The following is a 24957-nucleotide window of genomic DNA, read 5'->3' as shown; positions in this document are numbered from 1 at the left end:
TACTCGGTCGTTTCCAGTCCATTTCGGAGTGTTCGTAAAAGTGTACTTTTACGAACGGTTATTTTCTGATAAATTTTCTTCGACTATAATTTTCAACTTTCCAACATGGTATTATTAGTAAAAAATGAAAATCATTAAATTTTCTGCTGATAAACCGTATTAAAAGAGGAGGACTTTGTTGTGGAGTGGAATTTGAATAAGACCAGCATCAATCTTCCCTATTCATGTGAAAATCTTAAGACCCTTTTAGATACGATTTGCAAGAAAGAAAACAAATTTCCTCAAGTTGATTTTTGTATGTGGTGCGATAATGTAACGATGGCTTGGGATGAAGAAGATTTAGACGACCAGGATCAATTAGCTTTTGTTATTGCCCGGGATATTGAAGCACAATGGGATTTATATTGGTACGAGTTTTATTCACATGAACAGCTTATGAAAATGGACCTCACTAAATTGGAATTACCACCCGATTGGTTCAAAGAATGGGTAGCGGAGTTAGTTGGAAAATAGACAATAAAGTTGAGGATGTGAATGTAACTTAAGTGCAGTTAAGTTACATTCAGTCTTTATTAAGAATGCAATGGTAAAAGCTAAAAACTGATTTTTAACTAAAGGGGATAATTTAAGACATGACTCATCTGAAGTATTTTTTATATCTTTTCTTTTTAAACTCCATATTTGTTCTTTGCATTTTTTACTTGAGTGAAAACTTCAATAAACCTTTTGCAGATTTGAATAATGTTGATATAGGAAGAGCGATAGTAGTTGGAATAGTTCAATTCTCATGTTTCTTCTTGATTCCAGATTTACAGTCAAAATTTCCGGAAATTAGAGGGGAAACTAAATATATAATTTTGTTTAGCTCTATGGTTACTGCAGGTCTAACTATATTGTTTCTCGTTAGTATCTATCCCACTATTTAAAGTTTAAGTAAGCATATTCTGAAAAATTTCAGTTAGGATGATGAAATAAGGTTTTGAATGTAACTTAATGTGAATTAAGTTACATTCAAAAGCCGATAGACTAGGAAGGAGAGTTTCATGAATTATGCTGAACTGCTTCAATACCCAGGCTATCTTTATTTGAATTCATTGTTCGAACCTGAAGACAACGCCTTAATCGTCGATATTGACCGTTGTAAAACACCTGACACTCCAATTAGTGAAAATGATAATTTTTCGTCTCACGAAGTCTTCGATGTGGATGAAACCCTTCCCATTCTTCGACTTGAGTTTGACTTTTACATTGCTTATTCGGTTCTAAACGAGAGTTTCACTGCTTTAGACAAGTACGAGGATTATGAAGGACGGCGTTTTTCACTTTATTCAAAATCCCGATACCTGGACTTTATTGAGATCGGTACCACAGCTGATGAAGAACATCCTGGGCCATACAAACACTACGGGATAAATGCTTTGAATCATACAATCGATGTGGTGTCGACAGAACCTCCAAGGGTTTCATTTATACAAAGAGATGTTCAACAAAAGTGATTTGTCTAAATTTATATTAGGAGTTTGAATGTAACTTATTAGCAATTAAGTTACATTCAAAAGAAGATAAATCAAGGGGTTATTCTTCGTCACCAAAGTCGATCATCACGCCTACTATCTCTTTAGAAACATTGTATTTTATTCTGACTTCATACATCCCATCACCGTATCCCGACATGGCAACGGTACCACCAGGGACTATTCCTCCCTGTTCATCAGATGCTACGCTATCCGAACAGGCAACGTAGTATTTTAATCCCTCTTCATCTATCTCAATGTCATAAACGTTTTCTACTTCACCAGGAATACTTTCATCTTTTCCAAATAAATTGGCATCGAAGATACCCGCCTGTGCAGAATCAACGCCAATAAGCCGATCGCAAACATGCCATTTGCCACTCGGTTTCTTTTCTGCGAAGTAAGCCGTCAACGTTTTAACGGTTTCATCGTCTGTATAAGAAATGGAGGCTGTCCATTGTCCTTTTTTTACATTGGCTAAATGAACTTGCATCTCTGTGTCCTCCATTGAGTAGCATGGATCTGTGACTACCAGTTCTCCACTTTCTACCGCAAAATGACCGATTAGTTGAGACTTGCCGGCATTTTTTTTCGGGACAAACCAATCGATGAACTCATATAACGTGGACGCTTTATTTTCTGTATTTCCACTTTTTACATTCCACCGATAGACATGCTCCTGCATCCATCTTTTTCGTATGCGGTAGCAAAGTTTATCGCCACTCTTATTCTCTCCAATACAAATCATATCAGTAGGTAAGTTTTCAGGTCTGTTGGATTGGTTTTGAATCATGGTGAGTGAAAATAAGACCCATTCACCGAATTCGGCGCCATTCGTTTCAAGATAAAGGTCCTTAAATTCATCTGGGAAAAGTGCCCCTAATTGTTTTTCAGCTTTTTTTAAATCGACTAATGAAACGCCTGTCGTTATTGATTTCGAATCAATCATATCAATTACTTTTTTCATGCCTTATCCTCCATTTGTAATCCGGTTGCGAATGCGAAATTTTGTATTTGTTTTTCTTGAAAGAGCTATAAAATCGATTATTCCTATTTTACCAAAATCAAGAAAGGGGGGAGTTTTAATAATTTTTGAATGTAACATAATCCTAATTAAGTTACATTCAATCTCCAAGTTCCATGCGCTTTATTAGATAATCCATCAAAACTGATTTCAAACGAAAATATGATACATTCAAAAGGCTGTGCCATAAGGTTTGAAAACTCGCATTTCAATAGGATTGAGGTTTAGCTATCAAGCATTATAGAAAGAAGAAGCTTATAAATTTAGTATTAGAATTATTTAATTCTTTATTAACCAGCTTCGTATTTTTAGCGAAACGATTGCTGCTTATGAGGTGATTCAACGGATACTACGTGGTTGAGGCTGGTTTCTGATAGTAGATATCACTCAAGGCCATAAGAAGGAGATTATTGAATGTTATTTGGAGGCTTTAATTTTGAAGATCGTTCACCACTACATAATAAACCGAAACAAGATCAATTTTATCTTGAAACCAACTGCATTGTTTATCTCTTTGAACAGTTCTTACCTAAACTTCATTTTGATGATGTAAGTAGTGTCCAATTTGAGTGTTATCCAAATGCCGAATTGGCTTGTCAACCCGTCATCATGGACGGGTTATTGCCTGTAACGATCCCCTATGATGTAAGTGATTTTTACCAGCTATCCGATTTAGAGAAAAAGAAAAAGACACTTGACCTGATGATGGATGGACTACAGGTTATTTGTAAAGACAAGGGTTGGGATGAAGAGCCCTTTTTATATGCGTATCAAAAGGTAGTCGAAAAAAATTATACATTCAAAAAAACGTATAAAAAGCCAAAATCCAGTCCCAATCGTAAATTGAAAGCGAAAATTGAAATAGAGATTGGGATATATGATTGTACGGCTTCACTAGTAGTTGAAGATAAAGAACAAAAGTACATCTATTCAGAAGTCCTTTATCAAGAAAAGCCAAGATTCGACTTGCTCTATCCATTATTGGGAGATATTAAATGGATGAGTTATGATGAAGTCAGGGTTCATGAAAGAAAACCAAGCGAACATCAGTTTAAAACAGTTTATTTACAGTGAAGAAAAAAGCGTAAATTCATATATTAGAACTTCGACAAAAATATTTTACCGATGATCGATAGAGTCCTTAATCGTCAAAAGGCAAAGTGTACTTTTTAGAACGGAGAGCAAAATAGATGATGAAAAGTAAAGTCTCACGAAATATAATGAAAACTTAAGTTTTTGGCTATGAATAGTAGTTCGAAGCTATCATTCTGTGATGATATATTCACCCCACCCAGTCTCTTGAATTTCTTCTGATGAAGGATCTATGGTTTCCTTAATATTTATATTTAATTGTGCATGCAATGGGTGGTACCATTCACTATCACACTCTGAGCACTGTACCCAATATCGGTTCGTACCTTTAGCTTTCACGATAGTAGCCCATCCTTGATCACAAACCTTGCACCAAGCAACTTTGTTTTTGAATTTTTCATTCAACTAAATCTTCCTTTCTCAACCAGTCAAATTAAATATATGGTCTCCATTAATTATACAAGAATGCCTTATTTAATATTCGGCTTTAACAATATAAAAGAGTAGTTTACATATCATGCGATTATCGGAAGTCATGTGTATTTCAAAGGAGAGAAGGTGTGCAAAGCACATCGTCTCTCCTTTTTGTGAATCTGTACTCTTACGAACGATTTTATTCAATAAAGTAAAGGTAATTATTTCATATACATATTATGGGAGTTGGTGTTAGTCTAAATGTAGTTGATGTTTGAGAAAGTTGAATGTAACTCACCGCACTTAAGTTACATTCAACTACCAAAGATTAAAAGAAAGACTTTATGGCAATGACTTTTAAATTTAAGAAACTAAAATTATGTAAGGGAGGGTTAAATGACTTACTTTTTCTTAATACTTATGGTTTTCTTTATAATTGTCGCAAATATTATTGGGTTTAAAGGCTATAAGAAAAAGAAAAATCTATATTCTGTAGCGTTTACAATATTATTATTAGCGATTTTATTTGGGACAATCGGCGGTGTACTAGGACTATTTCTTATTCGGGATGCTTTTGCAATATTTTATGGCATGCAAGTAGGTTACTATCTCTTAATAAACAGTTTCATCGTTTTTTTAATTGCGATTTTAGCAACTTTAATACAAAACTATAATAGTAAAAAAATATAATTTAAGAGAGCATAGAACTAAGCCGTATTTATCTGGGATAAAAAATAATAAGGTAATTAAAAGAGTAAATGTAACTTAATATGAATTAATTCGCATTCACATATTAGACCTTTCTTAGAAGGGATGAACCAATTGAAGTACTTGATATTAACAATAATATTTGCTCTATTATGGGTATTAGCATCAGCTATCGGTATTAATTCAATCGTTTTTTTCCCGAATGCAATTGCCTGGACCACTAAATTTATTCTGCCGTGGATTGCTTTATACTGGCTCATTAGACTCGTTAAAATCCAAGAAAAAAACTGAATATAACTTAATCTAAATCAAGCTGCATTCTCATCAAAGCAAATAGAGAACGGGATACCTCCCCTGTTGTATCAAGTGGAGGTATCCCGTCTTATAACTTAATTTAAATCTCTAATGACATTAAACATTTCGTAATAAAGCCCTCTTACAACTTCTTCATATTCTTCCTCAGAAAGATCCTTAGCTAAAATATTGAATTGCCAACTTGAAGCGCCTTCTTCGGCTGCCGTGTAATAACCTAAAGAAAAGATTTCCTCATCGTCCACAAAGGGAAAGTAATAAGCTTCCGTTTGGATGAAGAAAAAGAGAACATCTGAGTTGCTTGAGCCAGTCAAGAAGTGGCAGTTAGAATTAACCCGACAGAAGCGTAAATAATCACAGTAAAGTAAATGCCGACCATGTGTACTAAGGAAAATAAGAACATTTTATTCGCCCAGACTTCAATTCCTCTCTTGTGTGAGCCAAATAAACTCAAGCCTAGCCAAAATAACCCTAGAATCAGTGAAACCAAAGTCAGGCCAAGGCTTAACGGCAGGAATAACAAGCTGGAAAACACTAACAAGATCAGGTACGCATTGGTTTGGAGGTAGGTGCGTTTTCTGCTTTTTACGACTGGCAGCATTGGAATATTTGCAGCAGCATAATCTTCATGCTTGCGAATGGCAATCGCATAAAAATGAGGCATTTGCCAAATGACTAGGATTAAAAATAAAGCCCAGCATGCAGGATGCCAAATATCGGGCCCTACTGCAGCCCATCCAATCAAAGGAGGCATCGCGCCTGAGATGCTTCCCACTTCCGTATTCCAGATTGTATAGCGTTTTGTCCACATGGTATAAGGAACCACATAGAAGAATATGCCTAAAAATCCAAGAAAGGAGGCTAGCGGGGCGGCCAAGTACAATAAAGCTAGTCCGCCACCTAACAACAGAATTGCAACAATCACCACTTTTTTAAGTGGTATAGTGCCGGTAACGGTTGGACGATTTTTTGTTCGTGCCATTACGGAATCAATATCGCGGTCATAAATATTATTGAATGAACCAGCTGCCGCAATAACAGCAGCAGTACCTAAAAGCGCAAAGATAATATTTGCGATATTATCTATAAAACTATATTGATATGTATATAAGGCGAGCATAAGTCCCGCAAGCATTGGAATTAAATTTGACTTGATGATTCCGGTTTTCACGACTTGAGCCCATAAGTTTCTCTGGGTTTGTTCTATCATTTTTAGTTCCAACTCCTTTAAGCCTACAAAGGTTAATATACCTTAATTGATAAACAGATTTCTAAGGAATAATTATTTTTACGTATACAATATGAACATTCTAAGTCTATCCCGACAGAGTAAGCGTGGTTGAAAGCATTTGACAGCCGATTTTCACGATGATATATTTAGTGGGCTAAATATATATTGACTAGTGGAGGGGAATCTATGAAGGCCTCTGTAGATTGTGATATCCGTGAGTCCTTAGATAAAGTATCATCCAAGATGCGTCGGGATTATAGTGAAAGCTTGAGAGAGATCAATCTTTATGTAGGGCAGGACAATTTGCTCGCCCGTTTATGGGCAGGAGATGGAATCACTCAAATGCAATTGGGCGATCATTTGAAGTGTGAACCACCGACGGTCACCAATATGGTCAAATCGCTGGAACAAAACGGCTTTATCATCCGTAAGCGTGACGAACAAGATGGCAGGGTTATGCGGATATATCTAACGGACAAAGGGAAAGAGATAGAAAAGCCAGTTGATTTCAAATGGAAGCAGCAGCAAGAAAAATTGCTGAATGGCTTTTCACCAGAAGAACGGTTGGTATTAAGAGATTTAATGAAGCGTATGGAGAAGAACTTGTTTTAAGTTCTCTCTGACTATATATTTAGTAAGCTAACTTTTTAGGTAATATAAAGTTGCTTGGAAGCTTTAATTTCGAGGCCATAAGGAATCACTTACTTAGCAAGCTAAATAAATCGAACTTAACTGTAAGTTCATTTAAGTAATATGTAAAAAAGATGGGCAGACGCAAAAATTCTGTACATGCTGATTTAAAAAACAAAGCCTATCAACAAACAAAGGAGAGTACTAACATGACAAAACGAAAAGAAATGCAATTGGCGTTACAAATGGTTTCGGGCTATGGGGCTGAGTTCAGCGCTTGGAGAATGCCCGGCACCGATCCGGCAGCTTATACCAATACGGACAATTATGTGGAACGGGCGAAGATAGCGGAAAAAGGGAAATTCCAAATGATCTTCATTGCAGATACACCGGCATTGACCGTCGACTTAGGCCCACAGACACCAAGTTTTCCAATGGATCCGATGCTGGCCCTTATGGCGGTGGCCAGAGAAACAGAGCATATCGGCCTTGTGGCAACCCACTCCACAACGTTCAATTACCCTTATAATATAGCGCGGCAATTCAAGGCGCTGGATGTTATCAGCCGCGGACGTGTCGGCTGGAATGCGGTAACTTCATCTACTCCAGAAGCGGCAGCGAACTTCGGTATGCAAGTTGCAAGCCGTAAAGAACGATATGCCAAGGCTCATGAATCGATTCAAATTGTCCAGTCGTTATGGGGCAGTTGGCAACCAGACGCTTGGACATTGGATACAGAAGGCGGCAAATTTGCTGATATGGATAAAATACAGCCGATCAATCTTCAAGGACAGTACTACGCTTCCCGCGGCCCGTTGCCAATTCCGCCGTCGGAACAAGGACAGCCAGTGATTTTCCAAGCCGGCGGCGGAGCTGAAGGATTGGAGTTAGCGGGGAGATACGCATCCGGCGTCTACGCGAATCCTTATGATATTGAGTCGGCCCGTCAACACCGGCAAGCGCTCCGGAAAAGTGCCGCTCGTTTTGGCAGAAACCCGGATGACGTCAAGATGTATGCCGGCTTTATGTTCTCGATCGGCGCGACGGAAGAAGAAGGTTTAGAACGGCGGAGACAGTTGATGAGTTTCAATCCCGATGAGATTCCAAGTCGTGTCAGCTACCTGGGATCCATGGTGGGACTGCGGCTATCGGTACACACAGTGGATATCGATCGGCCCTTGCCGGCGGAGTTGCTGGAACGTACCTATGCTAGCCCTCAGGATCCCCGTTCCCCTAGAGCTTTGCAATTATTGAAACAAGGATTGTCCATTCGGGACGTTCTGGCGCACGGAGTTATCAATTACCATCCGGTCGTTGCCGGTACCGCAGTACAAGTGGCAGATTTCCTGGAAGAATGGTTTTTGGCAGACGTGACGGATGGCTTTTCGGTTGTGCCGGATATCGCCTACGATGGAGTGGCCGATTTTGTGGAGCAAGTTGTGCCGATTTTGCAGGAACGCGGCTTGTTCCACAAAGAGTATGAAGGAAACACATTACGCGAGAATATGGGCGTTCCTTATCAATACGGAAGCGCTGAGACTAAGTAAGCGGGATAAAAGAGAATTCTCATGAGTAAAACACTTCAATTGCTTCAAATTTATATAAATAAGGCTTTGCAAAAAAATAAAGCATTATTAAGTTAATTAGCTTACTGGGAGAGAAAAAATGAAGAAACAATACAATACAAAAGCGATTTTAGCGTCGCTGCTCATCGTCGGATTTGTCGGCATGTTCAGTGAGACCGCCTTAAACATCGCCATCGTGAACTTAATGGACGTATTTCAAATTTCGGCGGCAACCGCACAATGGCTAACGACTGGATTTTTGTTAACGCTTGGTATTTTGATGCCGATCAGTGGCTTGCTGCTGCAAATGTTTACCACGAGACAGATGTTCGTTGGTGCGCTTATTAGCTTAATTACGGGGACATTAATTGGGGCACTAGCCGTTAATTTTGAAATGCTGATGGTGGCCCGGGTGCTGCAGGCTGCAGGCATGGCCTTATTGCTTCCCCTCATGTTCAACACCATTTTGGTCATCTATCCCCCTGAAAAGCGGGGAGCGGCTATGGGATTTGTCGGACTGGTCATCATGTTCGCGCCCGCAACCGGCCCGACTATCGGCGGTCTATTGATCGAATACTTAACATGGCATTATATTTTCTGGTTCTCGCTGCCATTCCTGATCATCGGCTTGTTAATCGGGCTGAAGTATTTGGAAAACGTGACTGAAGTGACAAAACCGCGGATCGATTTGTTTTCAGTTCTACTGTCAACTATCGGTTTTGGAGGAGTGGTCTTTGGCTTTAGTAAGGCTGGTGAAGGAGAAGTGGGATGGGGCAGTATGGTCGTTATCACTTCTATCATCATTGGTCTTATTGCCTTACTCTTCTTTGTGCTGCGCCAGAACTCAATGAAGGAGCCGCTATTAAACTTGAGGGTTTTCAAATTTCCAATGTACGTGGTGGGGCTGCTTCTCGTAATGATGAGCATGTTGATCATTATGTCGAGCATGATCATTCTGCCGATGTTCTTGCAAACAGGTGCTGGATTGTCTGTCTTTATTGCCGGACTCATGCTATTGCCTGGCAGTGCGTTGAATGGGCTATTGTCGCCATTTATCGGCCGGTTGTTTGATAAATTCGGACCGAAATGGCTCGTCATTCCGGGACTTATCCTCGTTACGACGATGCTGTGGTTTTTCACCACATTGACTACTGCGTCATCAGTGGCATTTATCGTGGCGTTGCATGTCGGTCTGATGGTTGGGATTGCAATGATTTGGATGCCTTCCCAAACGAACGGGCTAAATCAATTGCCGCCCGAATTATACCCGCATGGCACGGCGGTCATGAATACGCTGCAGCAAGTGATCGGGGCAGTCGGGACAGCGGTAGCCGTCAGTATTTTGACAGGCGGTATGGATAGCTATCTACACAGTTCTTCTGCACCGACACAGCCTGCGGAAATCGCCAATGCGATGGCTTCAGGATTGCAAAACGTCTTTTTGTTTACAGTGGGGATCGCGGCAATTGGCCTGGTCATGGGATTCTTTATCCGTCGGGTAGTAGTCCAACGCGAAGTAATAAATTCACCACATTAAATATATTGGATTAAGCCAATTAAGAAACATCTCACATGACATGACAAGCAGTTGGCTAAATAAAAAACACAAAAAATGAAGCTCAGTGGCTTAAAAGACAGCTACTGAGCTTCATTTTATTATCATGTTTATAGATGCATGAGAACATTTCTTCTTTGATCCATTTGTTTTTAACAAAAGGGTTTCCTGAATTAGGAATTATAGGTCTCGCGGTTGATTCTCACAATATCATCATGCGTCATGCCAGCTGAAAACTTCTCCATTACCTTGTCCCGCTGGACGGGTGCTTTTTCTTTATCGGCCGCATTCAAGGCTTCGATCAGTTCTTCTTTTGTCAGTTCAGTGCAGTAGGCAGGAGTTCCGGGTTGTTCTCTCCAAGAGTCGCTTAACGAACCGGCATCCACTGCATCGAAGCCGAGCTCATTCACGACGTCGATCAGTACTTGTTTTTGTGCGGGGTCATCACCGGCAATGGCCATGGCAATGCGACCAGTCGTGCCTTCTGGAGTTCCTTTATTTTCTAATGTATAAGCTAATTGATTACTGAAGGCTTTGACGATCGGTCTTCCTAGCTGCTTGGAAACCCAAACACTTTCCACCATTCCGTTTTCGATTTCTTCGATTTCATTGTCTCTAAATGGATAATAATTGGATGTGTCTGCAATGATGACTTCATCCCCAACTTGATCGATGATCGGCCGAATGCTCGGCATGACATGGAGAGGGAGAGAGAGTAATAGAACATCAATATCGGTGATCAGCTCTTTGACATCCACAGGTGTTCCTGCAATGTCCTTACCTTCCAAATGTTTAATGTCCCGGGCATCGGCAATTTTGACCTCATGTCCATTTTTCACTAATTTCTTAGAAAGACTGGCTCCAATGGGGCCTGCACCTATAATTCCAAACTTCATTTTTCTGCCTCCCATAATTTTATATATTCTTTAACTTATCTAAAAGAAAATTAAATCAACTGTACATTTACTTAACCAAACAATACATTTAGTAGACTAAGTAAATTTTAACATAGAAGATGAGTAAAATAAATACAGATGAACCATTCTACCCTAAAGCTTTCCACAAAAGGCTTTTTTCACCTCTTTGAAGAGAACAATGCCAAAAAGTCTCCGAAACATCACATAAATGTTGTGATTAGCAGACCGTGTGATGTGTAGCCAGTATTGGTTCGATGAGCACCATTATATAACCCCTTTTAATGAGGGTTCACTGATTGAGTTTTGAGGAATAACAAGAGAAGGTGAAATTGCTAGAAAAAATGATACATGTAATAGCCTGTTCCATAACACTTTAAAAGCAGAGTTTCATAATTATATATGTTTATATATGACGAATTATTGGAATTGAAGAAACTCTAATATGAGTTTCTTCTTTTTTAGTGGACTGCATCTTGTGCATAACTCAAAAGCTTCACTTTCTCATAAAAAAACTCCTCCCAAAATAAATTCCGGGAAGAGTAATTGTAATTTTTTATCGAGGTACGTGGGTTATTTAAGCTCGTCCCAAAAACTCGATATACTTCGTCTCCTGCAACGTGACAAACTCGCTTAATAGGCCATTATGGTGATCGATAATTTGCTCGGCGCTCATCGTTTCCGAATCCCAGGTGCCGTGCGCGTCTTTGGCGAGTGTCACGTTAAATCCCAGCTGGCTGGCGCTGCGTGTGGTCGCATTTATACAATGCTCAGTCTGGTTGCCGGCAATGACAAGGTTTTGGATGCCATTGTTTTTCAATACCTCTAGCAACTTTGTTTCATGGAAGGAATCAGGCGTCCATTTTTGAACGACGGTATCCCTTTCTTCAGGAGTGACGGACGAATGGATTTGCCAAAAGTCGGTGCCTTCTACAAGGCCGGCGTCGTTATGCTGCACATAAATGACGGGAACATCGGCTGAACGCGCTTTTTTGATCAACGACTGCAAATTCTCCAGCAATTGTTCACTTTGATGGACGGGATTGGCTGGGTCGAACATCTCGTTTTGGGCATCAACGATTAATAAAGCTGTCTTTGACATCGGGCATTCTCCTCTTCAGTTAGTGTTTTCTCTTATTTTATAGAGCGTGCGATTGCTTGTATAGCAGTTGGTGTAACAGATGAAAAAAGTAAAGCTAGTGAGGAAAGAATGACTGTGTATATAATGAAAAGAAAAATAGAGTTTGAATCCAATTCATAAAGGTGCTTGTGTCTTGAACATGAGTTAAAAGGGAAGCCGGTTGAATTCCGGCGCGGTCCCGCCACTGTAAGTGAGAGTCATCTGAAAAAGCCATTGAAGCGATGCTTCGGGAAGATTCAGAAGGCGATGATCACGAGCCAGGAGACCTGCCTTTATGCGGATGCCCGTTCGCTTGCGAGGACAAGCTGGAAGTACGCCTTTTTTGTGCTGTTTTTTCCAATCCCTCGCGCTCGTGGGGGATTTTTCTATTTTGGCGAGTGGAGGGAAAAGTATGCCAGCAGTTTCGATTATGATTCAAGGAACAGCTTCCGACGTGGGGAAAAGCTTGATTTGTACAGCGCTATGCCGAATTTTTTCAGACGATGGATTCCGTGTGGCTCCGTTTAAATCACAGAACATGGCGCTGAATTCGTTTGTGACAGAAGCAGCCGGCGAAATCGGCAGGGCGCAGGGAGTTCAAGCGGAAGCAGCCCGGATTCCGGCGACTTTTGACATGAATCCGATTTTGCTCAAGCCAAAGCAGGACATGGTGTCAGAAGTCATCGTCCATGGCCGGCACTTTATGGACATGAATGCAAAAACCTATCGCGACGATTTTTTGCAGCAAGTGATGCCGGCGGTCGAGCAGTCGATGCGCAGACTGCAGCAGGATTTCGACGTGCTAGTGCTCGAAGGTGCCGGGAGCCCTGCAGAAATCAATTTGAAGGATAAAGATATTGCCAATATGCGAATGGCCCACTTGGCAGATGCCGCTGTCATTTTAGTGGTGGATATCGACAAGGGTGGTGCGTTCGCCGCTATCGTCGGAACGCTCGCTTTGCTCGATGAATCGGAACGAATTCGTGTAAAAGGAATCATCATCAATAAATTCCGTGGCATGCGCGAGCTGCTCGATGATGGCATTGACTGGCTGGAAAAAGAAACAGGCATTCCGGTGCTCGGGGTCTTGCCTTATCTTGATGTCCAAATCGATGCAGAAGATTCTCTCGCATTGTCATCGCTGCGGTTTAAAAAACCGAAGCCTGGAGAGTTTGCGGTAGACATAGCCGTCATCCGGCTCCCTCGAATCTCGAATTTCACAGACATAGACCCGTTCTTTGATGAACCGGAAACAGGCGTACGCCTGATCGGAAAAGTCGAAGAGCTCGGTACACCAGACCTGCTCATCATTCCTGGAACCAAAAACACATTGGCCGACGCTGCGTGGCTCAAGGACATGGGGTTCGATGCAGCGATCCAACAGCTGCGCCAGCACGGGACCAAGATTTTCGGAGTTTGCGGAGGTTTTCAATTGCTTGGGGAATCACTAACAGATAATGAGGCGGTCGACGGGGAAGGCGGAGCGGCAAGCGGCCTTTCCTTACTGCCGGTCGACACGGTGTTTGTCGGGGATAAGAAAACCGTTTTAATGACCGGCAGGCAAGTAAAAGACGGACAGATGCTGACAGGCTACGAAATCCATTTGGGAAGATCGACCATTCGCGGAGAGGCTACTCCATTTATGCAGCTGTCGGATGGCCGGATGGACGGGGCAGTCAGCGCAGATGGCAGCGTTGCCGGCACCTATCTCCATGGCATTTTCCATAACCGCAACTTCACGCGTGAACTGGTCAATGAATTGCGAGTCAAAAAAGGGTTAGAACCATTGGAAGACAATGTGAAACCCGATGCCCAGCGAAGGGAAGAAGCATATGATTTTCTAGCAGAGCAAGTCCGCAGCCATATGAACATTGAAGCAGTTTACCAATTACTCGGCTTATCGGCTGACGCGGCTCACAAAAGCAAGGTATAAGAAGAAATAAATCTTTCAATACCGCTGGAAAACAGTGGATGATAAAGAACAAAAAGCCGAACTTCGATAAGAAGTTCGGCTTTTTTCACGATAATTTAATCTGATTTCAATCTTGAATACATAGTTAAGTCGAAAAACACGTCGTTTATTATTTCAGTTTCCCGCAAAGTGCCTTCATAGTGGAAATTGAGCCTTTCCAATAGTCTGATCGATGGTTCGTTGTTCGGGTCGACCTTAGCTTCAATTCTGTTCAGCTGCATTTCAAGGAATCCATGCTGTACTAGAGCACTGACGGCTTCAGCAGCAAAACCCCGGCGCCAATGTTTTTGGCTGATATCGTAAGCGACTTCGGCTTTTGCATTTTCATGATCGACAAAATTAAATCCACAAGAACCGATCAACTCGCCAGTGTCCAACTCGATGATCGAATAGCGAATGGCTGCCTGGTCCTGGTGCAGTTGATCAAACAGTTGAATCATCTCCAATGCCTGGACTTTGGAAGTGAAGTTTTCGATATTCATAAACTCGGTCACTAGTGGGTCAGACCAGATCTGGAACAGCTCATTAGCATCAGCGGCTTCCATTTTTCTTAATAACAATCGTTCGGTATTCATTTGTAAAATCAATAGTATTCCCTCCATTTTTGATAGTGTCGAGGTCATCATATTGATATCTGCGCATAGTTCAGTCCCTTCAGGTGAAAAGTTAGTTCTAGTATATAGCGCGATCGTGAGTGTAACAAGGACGGGTAAACCTTGAATTATTCGTCGAAGAAAAGAAAAGAAAAGAACTCGCTAGTTGAAATATTTTATTGAAAAAGAGAGAAGCGAAACCGCCTTGCTAAAGCCATTTTTCAAAAATGGGTGACTATATGAATGTTTTAGCCAAATTATATAGGGAAGTAGGAACTATAAGAGGCTTAATTGGAAAGTACATACATATATGAGAGTTCATCCCGGCTTCTTAATACTATGGAATAGGACGTGTTTACATGTTGAAAAAAGTGATACCTGCCTCTTTTGTGACGGTGCTTGCAGTAGGGACTGCCACTCCGGCTTTAGCTGAGGAAATGAGCGCAGTCGACGTGCTGCAAAAGTCCAACGAAGCGATGTCATCGCTCGATAGTTACTCCAGCGAGACGACTATGGAAATCACCATGCCGGACATTGCTACTGGAGAAACGACGACGATTCCGATTCATACGAAAGAAGATGTGACATTCAATCCGTTTGCGATGCATCAGACGGTCACTACTTCTGGACCTAGTGGGGAAGAAGAGACTTTGGAATCCTACTGGACAGAAGAGGGCTTTTACCAGGAAGACCCGATGCAAGGTTGGGTGAAATTGCCGAGTGAACTTTCTGAAGGCTTGGATGAACTGATGGCGATGACGACTGCCGGCGATCAAGTGGCCCAGGCTGAAGCGCTCGGGGAAGACATGTCGGTGGAAGACACAGGAGATGCATACCAGCTGACTTATGAAGGCGACGGAGAAGCATTGATGGAAGCTGTTATGGCATCGTTCGAATCCATGATGGGTGAAGAAGGCGCGGACATGTCCATGGAAGGCATGATGGAAGAAATCAATTTCAATGAGCTTAGCTACGAAATGACCATTGAGAAAGACACGTTCTATTTAACGGAAATGTCTATGAATGTAGATATGGACATTTCGGCTGCCGGTGAGAGCTTGAACATGGTTCAAAGCACAGACATGACGATCAGCAACTTTAACGGCGTCGAGCCGATCACCGTGCCACAAGATGTGTTGGATAATGCGGTTCCAATGGAAGGCGTTGGTGAACAAGGCGGCGAATTGCCGGACACTGCCAGCAACAACCCATTATATGCATTCACAGGAATGGGCTTGGCTGCTCTAGGTGCTGGACTGTTATTGTTCAGAAGACGCACAACGACTCAATAAAAAACAAAAACCGCAGCTCTGTATGCGGTTTTTTGTTCTGTAATGATTTATTTCAATAAAGAGGGAGGTGCAAGCCGGTTTCATGAATAAAGTGTATACGATCATTATGATCGCTGGCCTTTCAATGACAGGTTATTTTGGCTTCCAATGGTGGCAAAGTGCGCAGGCAGCTGAAACCGTGTCACTGGAAGAAATCGAAGGATGGAATAATGCAGCGTCAAACCCTATGACATCAACCCCTGAACCGGCTTCCGAACGCTCCCTTGAACCGGTTCAAGAACCAACACCTATAATGAGCAATGACATGAATGACTATGAGCCAGGAGAAGAAGTCGGCCGGTTAGTGATTCCTTCCATTGAAACGGGCTATTCCACTTATTGGGGAGCGGATGAAGCAACGCTCGACCAAGGAGTTGGCATGTATGTGAGTGAATGGACCACAACACCCGATCAACAGCGGCACACGGTTCTGAGCGGCCACCGCGATACAGTGTTCACAGGTTTGGAAGAGATGGAAAAAGGCGATTCTGTCTTTCTGGAGTACAAAGGACAGCGCTATGAATATGCAATCGAGAAAATATGGATAACCGATGCTGAGGATCGAACGGTGATTGTGGATAAAGATGAAGCCACATTAACATTGACCACTTGTTATCCGTTTGATTATATTGGCTATGCTCCAGACCGTTACATCATTCAAGGGAGTCTTGTAGAGGTCCAAGAAATACAATAAACAAAGACATTTCCTTTCGACATATTCGATTCATTATCAAACCCGAAACCGGACTTCCTCTAAGGAGTCCGGTTTTTACATTGAAAACATTTTTGAAGTTGTATGCCCAAAACACATATCGGACTATTTGATATAGGCATTGGTCATTTGAATTCCAGCGCTTTATGATGATATTGAAAATATAAAATATCCATTTAACACAAGTAAATCAGCCTACTTAATTTAGATTCAGTAAATTTCTCCATAGTCTCAACAGGAAGGGGAAATGAAAATGAAGAAATTAGCTTTGTCATTAGGCATCATCGTCATGGCTCTTGGCTTAAGTGCTTGTGATGAGAGCGTAACAGATGAAATAGAAGAGCCAAATGCTGAAGAACAATCAAGTCATGACAATAACCAGAAAAGGGAGGAAGCGCAGATGGCAAATCTACTTGCTTTAGAATTGCAAATAGGGAACGAAGTATTCTCAGCACAACTTTACGAAAGCGAGACAACCGAAGCATTGCTTGAATTGCTTCCGTTAACCATAGACATGGAAGATCTTCATGGAAATGAAAAATTCTTTTATCTTTCAGAAAGGCTCCCAACAAATTCTGAGAGCCCAGAGCATATTAATGCGGGAGACATCATGCTTTACGGAGACGATTGCCTGGTATTTTTTTATGACAAGCTTTCAACTTCCCATCAATACACGCGTCTCGGATATATCGAAAATGTGGAAAAGTTTACTCAAGCGGTCGGAGAGGGGAATGTTACGGTTGTCCTTAATTTCGCCGGAAATGATGAATAAAAGGCTTATATAGTTGAAGAACGCATCAAGTCCTAGACTCGATGCGTTCTTTTTATCACTCATCCAATTAGGGAACAAATGATTCGCAGCTATTCCGTAATTTTCTTTATGGCCTTTGCCGGGACTCCTGCCACCACTGTGTTTGAAGGGACGTCTTTTGAAACGACAGCCCCTGCCGCCACAACGGCGTTGTCCCCAATTGTCACACCGGGAAGGATGGTGGCGTTTGAGCCAATCCATACGTTTTCGCCGATAACTACAGGAAAGGGTGTGGTGGTGCCCCTTGTTTCCAAAGGCAAGCCATGATTCAAGGTAGCGATCGAGACATTCATGCCGATCAATGAGCCATTGCCGATGGTGATGCCGCCCCGGTCCTGGAAAGAACAACCGGTATTGATGAACACATTTTTACCGATGCTTATGTTCTTGCCGAAGTCCGTGTAGAAGGGAGGCAAACATAAAAACGAGGCGTCGACTGTTGCGCCTGTCAGTTCAGAGAACAGTGCGACGATTTCTTTTTGCGTGTTAAAAGTTGAGTTCAACTCCACCATGATCTTCTGGGCTTGAAAACTGCTTTGCACCAAAAGGCTGTGCAATTCTTTATCTGTACTTGAGATGGGGTTGCCTGCTTTGCAAAAAGCGATAAACTCTTGCATCTCCATCTGAAAACCGCCTTTCCTGGTCCTATTTTCTTTATACCTCTTGAGCTGTCGGGCGAATGATCATATCGCTGACCGACACGCGATCCGGTGTATCGATGACATACGCGACTGCTTGGGCAATGTCTTCTGCGGCGAGTCCCCACTCTGATTGGGCTTGGTGAAGAGCGACCGATGCTTCTTTGTCATTGATCGTTGTATATAATTCAGTCAGGACAGCGCCCGGTGAGATAATCGTGGATTTGATGTTGTTTTCACGCTGCTCTTGTCTCAAGCCTTCCATAATGGCCCGCACAGCAAATTTGGTTCCGCAGTAAACGGCTGAATGCGGATAGACCACATGCCCTGCCACAGAATCGGTGGAGATGATGTGGCCGGATTTTTGTTCGACCATTTTCGGCAACGCGGCTGCAATGCCATTCAGCACCCCCATGACATTGATATCCAGCATGTTTTTCCATTCGTCGCGTCTTGTTTCAGCTAACGGGGCGGTCGGCATAATCCCGGCGTTATTGAACAGCACATCCAATTGGCCGTATTCGGCAATCGCCAAATCGATGACTTGCTGCACTTCTTCATGATTTGCCACATCAGCTTTTCTGTAGACAATGTGTGCTTCCGGCAGTGATTCCTTGATCTCTTTCAAGCGATCTTCTCTGCGCGCTGCCAATACCAACTTGGCGCCTTTTTCGGCTAAAATTCTGGCTGTTGCTTCTCCAATGCCGCTGGATGCTCCCATAATGATGATGACTTTTCCTTCAATTGCCATGTGGAATTCCTCCTTCAAAATAATTATCTATTCGTTCCCATCATAAAATGATAGGATTCAGATATCCAATACCTATATCAAATAATCTATTATGCTTTTTGAGCATAAGAAAAGGAGGCTATTATGGAACTTCGCGTATTGCGCTACTTTATTGCGGTAGCGAAAGAACAAAATATATCGGCTGCGGCCAAACAGCTGCATTTGTCTCAACCGACATTATCCCGGCAATTGAAAGAGCTGGAAGCGGAACTCGGAACGACTTTATTTGAGCGGGGAAACCGGAAAATCACCTTAACGGAAGAAGGGCTGTTCCTGTTCAATAAAGCAAAGGAAATCGTGGAACTGACCGAAAAAACCGAAGCCAATTTAAAAGGAACGAAGCAAGAGATTGGCGGGGAAGTTTATATTGGCGGCGGTGAAACCGAAGCGATGCGATTCATTGCGACAGCATGCAAGGAGCTGCTCGAAAACCACTCGGGCATCCGTTTCCATCTTTACAGCGGCAACGCGGACGACATCACCGACAAACTGGAAAATGGCTTGCTGGACTTTGGTATTGTCATCGAACCGATGGACAAGCAGAGATACGATTATATAAAACTGCCAGCGACTGACCGTTGGGGCGTATTAATGCGAAAAGACAGCCCGCTCGCACAACGGCCGTTTATCCAGCCTGAAGATTTGATCGATAAGCCTTTGCTGATTTCTCGCCAAACGGCGGTCAGCAATGAAATGTCCGGCTGGTTCGGGAAAAACATTGAGGATCTTCGTGTGGTGGGAACTTACAATTTGATCTACAACGCGGCATTGATGGTGGAAGAAAACATTGGCTATGCATTGTGTCTGGATAAGTTAGTGAATACTGGCGAAGACAGCAAACTGTGTTTTATTCCATTGCGCCCGAGACTAGAAGCGAACTTAAATATTATTTGGAAAAAGCACCAGGTTTTCTCCAGTGCAGCGAATTTGTTTTTGCAGCAACTTCGAATTCATTTACACAACTAGAGCTCTATAAATAGAAAAAACATCAAGCTTTAATTGGCTTGATGTTTTTTCTGCTTGTCGGGAAACTGAAATTTTATTTATCAGGCTCTCCATTTGGCTCAGGTTCAACCGGAAACTTCGTGAAGAAAATGGTGCCTTCGGGTCCTGTTTCGATGGTGATCGTTGCGTTATGGCGTGCCGCCACGGCGTAACAGATACCGAGGCCGAGGCCTGTGCCTTCATCTTTTGTCGTGTAGAAAGGCGTGCCGATTTTGTCGATGATGGCGGGATCGATGCCGCTGCCTTGATCCTGCACTGCGAGCACCACGGAATTGTCGTTTTCCGGATAGGTGCCGATGGTCAATGTCTGCCCTTCATCCATCGCTTCCAGTCCGTTGCGGTATAAATTAATGATTAATTGCCGGATTTCATTATGATTCAATAATAGTTCCGGCACTTCCTGGGTGTAAATATGGATTTGTTTGTTTTGGTTGGCTGTATCGATTTTAATCAATGGGGAAATATCATCAAGGATGGTATTTAAGCTCATCATTTTCATGTCCGAAGTTCTTGTATTGCCGACGGATAGAAATTCAGTGATGATGGCATTCGCACGGTCCAACTCACCGATCATCAAGTTGAAATGAGCAGCATGCGGCTCTAATTGTTCATTCATTAACATCAACTGCAGAAAACCGCGAACCGTCGTCATCGGATTGCGGATCTCGTGGCTGATTCCCGCAGCCATCTGGCCAATCAAATCCAAGTTGGCGAGCCGTTTCAGTTCTTTCTCGTATTGCTTCTTTTCCTTGATGTTTTTCAGCACGCAGCAAATGCCGTCATCAAACGGATAAGCGGTCATTTCGAACCAAAAGTCTTCCGCATCGGATTGCGACTCAAAGCGAACCGTCACCCGGTCGATCATGGCGCGATGGAACTCGTTATAGGTGAGTGTATCAATAGTTTCGGGAAAGACGTCCCAAATGTTTTTGCCGAGCACCTCGTCCGCTGTCTTGCCTTTTGGTAAGAAAAGGTGCTGGTTGATGTAGGTGTATTCCCAGTCTTTGTTGAGCACAAAAAAGCCATCCGTAATGCTTTCAATGACGCTATTGACCCGCTTGTTTGCGGCATACAATGCACCCGTCCGCTCTTCCACCATTCCTTCCAATTGGTCCATATACAATAAATTCGAAAAAACCGGAGCGGTGGCTTCGATAACGGACTGGGCGAAAGGGATTTGCAAATCCACTGCGTCTTCTGCGGCTTCGCACCGGCATACCGCTGATACGATCCCGTGGACTTTCCCCATGGAAATCATTGGGAGCAGCAGTAACTCGTGTTGAGCACCCAAGTTTGCGCGGATGACTTCTTTTTGCAATACAGCGCGTGCGAGCAGTTCTGCATAAATGGCGTTTAGCCCCATTTCGGCGAGGTGTTTCTGCCAGTGCTGTTCGGTCATATCATTGGCTGCCTGAAATTGGGTCGGCGTGCCGCCTTTCATGCTTGGCGGCTTTATGATGTGTGCGGCAAAATCTCCGTCGCCAAACGCCCGTTTCAAATAGGCGAAGCACACGTTCAGGCTTTCTTGGATCGTCGAACAGAAAGACAGTTCACGTGTAAGATCGAGCAATAATTGCTTTTCCCTTAATAGTTTCTCTTTTTGATTGAAGCTCTTCGCGTTTTGAATGGCGACCGCTGCCATATTTACATAAGCTTCGACACTTTCAATCTCTGATTGTGTCAGGTTCATCGGTGTGCCGTAATTGAACAAGAACACCATCCCCATAAAGTCCGTTTCATAGGAAATCGGCAGCGCCAATAAGGAATTGATTTGGAAGGCGCCGACTGGCTTCAAGTCCGGCCGGTTATCTGTGGAGGTATCCGCTATATAGATGGTTTTTTGTGTCGCTATCAGTTCCGCTGCCAGGTTGTCTGTGTTTGGGTCGATAATTTGCGATTGCAGCGTCATGCCACTCATCATCTCCGGCTTTCCCGCAAAGCCGCGATACGTGCCATCGCCTTCTGGCAAAAAGATGCCGACAGAATCACATCGGACAATTTCCTCGGAAATAGCCGTCGTGACCTGCTGCAGAACTTCATGCAAATCCAGCTTCGTATTTACAATGCGTGTGATGTTCGCAAGCCTCGAATACCGCGATTGATCATTCACCATAGTATGTCTCCATTCTCGCCAACTGATCGTTGGGCCTATCTGCAAGTGCCTTTAACATTTCTTTCCGAATCACTTTGTATATCTGTCTACAATATTACTATATCTGTGTAGTTACAATCCTTTTATTTGTTACTAAATGTTTGTATAAAAAAATTTCCTTTCGAATAGGGAATGGATTCCCGGCAATCTAAAAAAACATCAAGCTTTGATTAGCTTGATGTTTTCTGAGTTAGGTCAGGACAGAATCTGAAGTGTCGCTGTCGCCGGGTTTTGCTGATTGCCGTGCTTCTTTTTCTTCCAGTGCTTTTAATTCCTGCTCGGTCAAGAATTCGACTTTCAGCCCAAAGAATGCCATGAAGATGGAGATGATCGGAACGGTATAGTTCAGGATCGCGTATGGCGCGTAGGCGAAGGTGGTGACGCCGAGAGTCGCCACGATAAACACGCCGCATGTATTCCAAGGAATCAATGGAGACGTGACGGTGCCGCCGTCTTCCAATGCCCGTGATAAGTTTTTCGAATGCAGTTTTTTGTCCCGATACGCTTTGGCGTACATTCTTCCCGGGAGAAGAATCGATATGTATTGTTCAGAAGCGGTCGCATTCGTGAAAAAGGCAGAAACGATTGTCGCCGCGATCAAACTGCCTGCTGATTTCGCGACCTTGAGAATTTGGTTGACGATCGCTTGCAGCATCCCCACTTGTTCCATGATGCCGCCGAAGATCATCGCGACAATCGTCAAGGACACCGTGTACATCATCGACTCGATGCCGCCGCGATTGAACAAATTATCGACCATTTCATTGCCGCTCGAAATCACGAAGCCGTCGTGAAGCGTATTGACGGCGTCCGCCACACTGCCGCCTTGGATAAAGACATAGCACAGCCAACCGAGCAACACGCCGATCGTCAAAGCGGGGAGTGCAGGAACTTTTTTCGCTACCAAGACGATGACCGCAAGCGGCACGAGCAATAGCCAAGGGGAAATGACGAAATTACTTTCCAATGCGGAAAGGATACTGTTGATGTTGCCGATATCCACCGCAGTGCCGGCAAACTGCCTGCCGAGGATAAAGTAAACGACTAACGCGATGATGAGGCCGGGAATCGTCGTATACACCATATGCTTAATATGCGTGAACAAAGGCGTTTCCGTAATTCCAGCCGCCAAATTGGTCGTGTCTGACAGCGGGGACATTTTGTCGCCAAAATAAGCACCGGAAATGACAGCGCCGGCTACCATGGCGGCAGGAATCCCCATGCTCACGCCGATGCCCATTCCCGCGACACCGATCGTTCCCATTGTCGACCACGAACTGCCGATGGCCAAAGTGACGATTGCGCAGATGATGCAGATGGTCACGAGGAATAGGGAAGGGGTGATGATTTTCAATCCATAATAGATCATCGTGGCCACAATCCCGCCGCCGATCCAAGCCCCGATGATCAAACCGACGAGTATGATGATGACAATTGCCGGAAGCGCCATGCGGATGCCTTTATAGGCGCCTTCTTCGATGATTTCCCATTTGTATCCGTAGCGCCAGCCAATCAAAGCGGCAATGGCCGCACCAATCAATAATGGGATATGCGGGCTGCCGCCAAATTTGATGATCGTAATTGCCATGATGCTGATCATGACGATGAAGGGAATTAACGCCATAACAAAAGGAATTTCTATTTTCTGTTGATTTTTCATGGTTCATCTCCTCAATGCAAGATAATGAAAGCCTTTTCAACTATTTTGCCATGAGCTCCGAAGAGGTGCAAATGATTTTTTCAAAAATTTCAAAATCTAAAATTTTTGCGCAAAATATTTTTGCGCTATTTTGATATTATATTTTATGAAAGAAATCCATAATACTTGGTGTTCAATAGAAAAAATCCTCATCAGTTGGCTATGAACTGGTGGGGATTCTTAAGAATGCGGCCGAAATTTTCGAAGGATCAGCAGTAGTTGTGTGACAGCAGCCAGAATCGGCAATTCAAGCAAGGGACCGATAACCAAAGTTAACGCAATCAAAGGCTCGTCTGGGAAAGCGGTCATGGCAATAGCCAAGGCGATGGGTGAGTTTCTCGCCAAGGTCGTCATATTCAAGCTGACGGTATCTTCATATGTAAACTCCAGGTAACGCCCGAGTTGTTGGCCAAAGATGAAGGTCACAAGGAAAAATGTCAAGATTGGCAGCAACAATTGCCATAACAAGTCGAGGTTTGTTAGCAGCAAGCGGCCTTGTGAAGCGAACATGGCCGTAATCGCCAAAGCGAGGAACAAAATCGGCAATGAAGCAAGCTTAGCTAAATGCCGTTCATTGAGCCATTTTCCCTTTTGGGCAAGTTTTCTTGTAACAATAGCCAAAAATAAAGGCAGGAGCAAGACCGTCAATACGCTTTCCAGCAAAAAGGAAAGATCAATGCTTCCACTTGTCCCGGCAAAAACGAGAAGGTAGAACGGCAACAGGAGAATTTGAAGAATCAAGTTAATAGGCAGCATCGCTGTCGATAAGCCCACATTGCCCCTGGCCATCCCCGTAAAAATCAAATACCAATCCGTACACGGTGTCACCATCAACATAATGAAGCCGATATATAACGCGGGCTGTCCTCCCAAGAAGAGAGAGGCCAGCAACCAGGCGACAAGAGGGGTAACAACAAAATTAACCATCAAGGCGATAGAGGAAAACTTGGCATTTTTAAAAGCCTGCTTGGCCTGTTCAAGGGGGATTTGAAGAAATGTGATATAAAGCATGATGATCAGTAAAGGGAGAATGAGCAGCTCTGCATTTTGTTGGATTGCTTCGAATTGGCCGAGCCCCAAGCCAATCAGGACGGCCAGAAAAATGACTAAGGAGTATAGTTTCTCAAATAACTTCATTTTTGCGCCACACCTAACTTCAAGTAAAGAACATTTTG

The 24957-nt window shown here is 43.1% G+C and carries 24 protein-coding genes and 1 riboswitch; of the genes, 12 read left to right on the top strand and 12 right to left on the bottom strand.

Annotated features, from left to right (window positions below):
- Positions 1–180: 180 nt before the first annotated feature.
- Positions 181–513 (top strand): hypothetical protein, encoded by a 333-nt coding sequence (locus AUC31_RS14815; protein WP_058382449.1) that lies wholly within the window; start codon positions 181–183, stop codon positions 511–513.
- 530 nt (positions 514–1043) lie between these two features.
- Positions 1044–1496 carry a hypothetical protein gene (locus tag AUC31_RS14805; protein WP_058382451.1) on the top strand — a complete coding sequence of 151 codons (453 nt, stop codon included), beginning with the start codon at positions 1044–1046 and terminating at the stop codon, positions 1494–1496.
- A 79-nt stretch (positions 1497–1575) separates the two neighbouring features.
- Here AUC31_RS14805 and AUC31_RS14800 read toward each other — a convergent pair whose 3' ends face one another.
- Positions 1576–2481, bottom strand: a complete 906-nt coding sequence (locus tag AUC31_RS14800) for an SMI1/KNR4 family protein (protein ID WP_058382452.1) — start codon at positions 2479–2481, stop codon at positions 1576–1578.
- Between the two features lie 471 nt (positions 2482–2952).
- Here AUC31_RS14800 and AUC31_RS14795 point away from each other — a divergent pair, with 471 nt between their 5' ends.
- On the top strand, positions 2953–3612 hold the full coding sequence (locus tag AUC31_RS14795) for a hypothetical protein (RefSeq protein WP_058382453.1): 660 nt from the start codon (positions 2953–2955) through the stop codon (positions 3610–3612).
- A 189-nt stretch (positions 3613–3801) separates the two neighbouring features.
- Here the strand turns inward: AUC31_RS14795 and AUC31_RS14790 are convergent, their stop codons facing one another.
- Complete coding sequence (locus AUC31_RS14790) at positions 3802–4035, bottom strand: hypothetical protein (protein ID WP_058382454.1); 234 nt, start codon at positions 4033–4035, stop codon at positions 3802–3804.
- 405 nt (positions 4036–4440) lie between these two features.
- On the opposite strand from AUC31_RS14790, the gene AUC31_RS14785 reads away from it, so the two are divergent.
- Entirely contained in the window at positions 4441–4734 is a 294-nt protein-coding gene (locus AUC31_RS14785; protein ID WP_058382455.1) for a hypothetical protein, read from the top strand.
- A gap of 407 nt (positions 4735–5141) precedes the next feature.
- Here AUC31_RS14785 and AUC31_RS17780 read toward each other — a convergent pair whose 3' ends face one another.
- On the bottom strand, positions 5142–5378 hold the full coding sequence (locus AUC31_RS17780) for a hypothetical protein (RefSeq protein WP_157073512.1): 237 nt from the start codon (positions 5376–5378) through the stop codon (positions 5142–5144).
- On the bottom strand, positions 5375–6274 hold the full coding sequence (gene cyoE / locus AUC31_RS14775) for a heme o synthase (protein ID WP_058382457.1): 900 nt from the start codon (positions 6272–6274) through the stop codon (positions 5375–5377). The genes AUC31_RS17780 and cyoE overlap by 4 nt, the downstream gene beginning before the upstream one ends.
- Positions 6275–6481: 207 nt before the next feature.
- Here cyoE and AUC31_RS14770 point away from each other — a divergent pair, with 207 nt between their 5' ends.
- The 3 genes from AUC31_RS14770 to AUC31_RS14760 all read left to right on the top strand — a co-directional run bounded on the left by AUC31_RS14770 (position 6482) and on the right by AUC31_RS14760 (position 10027).
- Positions 6482–6907, top strand: coding sequence for a MarR family winged helix-turn-helix transcriptional regulator (locus AUC31_RS14770; protein ID WP_058382458.1), 426 nt, complete (start codon positions 6482–6484; stop codon positions 6905–6907).
- A 227-nt stretch (positions 6908–7134) separates the two neighbouring features.
- Entirely contained in the window at positions 7135–8472 is a 1338-nt protein-coding gene (locus AUC31_RS14765; RefSeq protein WP_058382459.1) for an NtaA/DmoA family FMN-dependent monooxygenase, read from the top strand.
- A 118-nt stretch (positions 8473–8590) separates the two neighbouring features.
- On the top strand, positions 8591–10027 hold the full coding sequence (locus AUC31_RS14760; RefSeq protein WP_058382460.1) for a DHA2 family efflux MFS transporter permease subunit: 1437 nt from the start codon (positions 8591–8593) through the stop codon (positions 10025–10027).
- Between the two features lie 191 nt (positions 10028–10218).
- Here the strand turns inward: AUC31_RS14760 and AUC31_RS14755 are convergent, their stop codons facing one another.
- Positions 10219–10941 (bottom strand): NADPH-dependent F420 reductase, encoded by a 723-nt coding sequence (locus AUC31_RS14755; protein WP_058382461.1) that lies wholly within the window; start codon positions 10939–10941, stop codon positions 10219–10221.
- A 595-nt stretch (positions 10942–11536) separates the two neighbouring features.
- Positions 11537–12061, bottom strand: a complete 525-nt coding sequence (locus AUC31_RS14750; protein WP_058382462.1) for a cysteine hydrolase family protein — start codon at positions 12059–12061, stop codon at positions 11537–11539.
- A 142-nt stretch (positions 12062–12203) separates the two neighbouring features.
- Positions 12204–12388: riboswitch (cobalamin riboswitch) on the top strand.
- 103 nt (positions 12389–12491) lie between these two features.
- On the opposite strand from AUC31_RS14750, the gene AUC31_RS14745 reads away from it, so the two are divergent.
- A complete protein-coding gene (locus tag AUC31_RS14745; RefSeq protein WP_058382463.1) occupies positions 12492–14012 on the top strand; it encodes a cobyric acid synthase in 1521 nt (506 codons plus the stop codon).
- A gap of 95 nt (positions 14013–14107) precedes the next feature.
- Here AUC31_RS14745 and AUC31_RS14740 read toward each other — a convergent pair whose 3' ends face one another.
- On the bottom strand, positions 14108–14638 hold the full coding sequence (locus AUC31_RS14740) for a GNAT family N-acetyltransferase (RefSeq protein WP_058382464.1): 531 nt from the start codon (positions 14636–14638) through the stop codon (positions 14108–14110).
- Positions 14639–15003: 365 nt separating this feature from the next.
- Between AUC31_RS14740 and AUC31_RS17970 the strand changes: the two genes are divergently transcribed.
- The 3 genes from AUC31_RS17970 to AUC31_RS14725 all read left to right on the top strand — a co-directional run bounded on the left by AUC31_RS17970 (position 15004) and on the right by AUC31_RS14725 (position 17459).
- The gene (locus AUC31_RS17970; protein ID WP_058382465.1) at positions 15004–15936 is read left to right on the top strand and encodes a DUF6612 family protein; all 933 of its coding nucleotides are present in this window, start codon (positions 15004–15006) and stop codon (positions 15934–15936) included.
- A gap of 82 nt (positions 15937–16018) precedes the next feature.
- Positions 16019–16669, top strand: a complete 651-nt coding sequence (locus tag AUC31_RS14730) for a class D sortase (protein ID WP_058383752.1) — start codon at positions 16019–16021, stop codon at positions 16667–16669.
- 271 nt (positions 16670–16940) lie between these two features.
- On the top strand, positions 16941–17459 hold the full coding sequence (locus tag AUC31_RS14725) for a cyclophilin-like fold protein (RefSeq protein ID WP_167549949.1): 519 nt from the start codon (positions 16941–16943) through the stop codon (positions 17457–17459).
- Positions 17460–17548: 89 nt separating this feature from the next.
- Here AUC31_RS14725 and AUC31_RS14720 read toward each other — a convergent pair whose 3' ends face one another.
- Positions 17549–18121, bottom strand: a complete 573-nt coding sequence (locus AUC31_RS14720; RefSeq protein ID WP_058382466.1) for a DapH/DapD/GlmU-related protein — start codon at positions 18119–18121, stop codon at positions 17549–17551.
- A 31-nt stretch (positions 18122–18152) separates the two neighbouring features.
- Positions 18153–18887: an SDR family oxidoreductase gene (locus AUC31_RS14715; protein ID WP_058382467.1), complete on the bottom strand. Its 735-nt coding sequence runs from the start codon at positions 18885–18887 to the stop codon at positions 18153–18155.
- A gap of 123 nt (positions 18888–19010) precedes the next feature.
- Here AUC31_RS14715 and AUC31_RS14710 point away from each other — a divergent pair, with 123 nt between their 5' ends.
- Positions 19011–19892 carry a LysR family transcriptional regulator gene (locus tag AUC31_RS14710; protein ID WP_058382468.1) on the top strand — a complete coding sequence of 294 codons (882 nt, stop codon included), beginning with the start codon at positions 19011–19013 and terminating at the stop codon, positions 19890–19892.
- Between the two features lie 73 nt (positions 19893–19965).
- Here AUC31_RS14710 and AUC31_RS14705 read toward each other — a convergent pair whose 3' ends face one another.
- The 3 genes from AUC31_RS14705 to AUC31_RS14695 form a co-directional block, all read right to left on the bottom strand.
- The gene (locus tag AUC31_RS14705) at positions 19966–22044 is read right to left on the bottom strand and encodes a GAF domain-containing sensor histidine kinase (RefSeq protein WP_058382469.1); all 2079 of its coding nucleotides are present in this window, start codon (positions 22042–22044) and stop codon (positions 19966–19968) included.
- A 229-nt stretch (positions 22045–22273) separates the two neighbouring features.
- Complete coding sequence (nhaC, locus tag AUC31_RS14700; RefSeq protein WP_058382470.1) at positions 22274–23743, bottom strand: Na+/H+ antiporter NhaC; 1470 nt, start codon at positions 23741–23743, stop codon at positions 22274–22276.
- A gap of 219 nt (positions 23744–23962) precedes the next feature.
- Positions 23963–24919, bottom strand: a complete 957-nt coding sequence (locus AUC31_RS14695) for an arsenic resistance protein (protein WP_058382471.1) — start codon at positions 24917–24919, stop codon at positions 23963–23965.
- Positions 24920–24957 lie beyond the last annotated feature (38 nt).

Source organism: Planococcus rifietoensis, from assembly GCF_001465795.2.
In the GTDB taxonomy this organism is placed as follows: domain Bacteria; phylum Bacillota; class Bacilli; order Bacillales_A; family Planococcaceae; genus Planococcus; species Planococcus rifietoensis.
The sequence above is the reverse complement of the archived record's forward strand: the minus strand, read 5'-3'. Positions and strand labels throughout refer to the sequence as shown.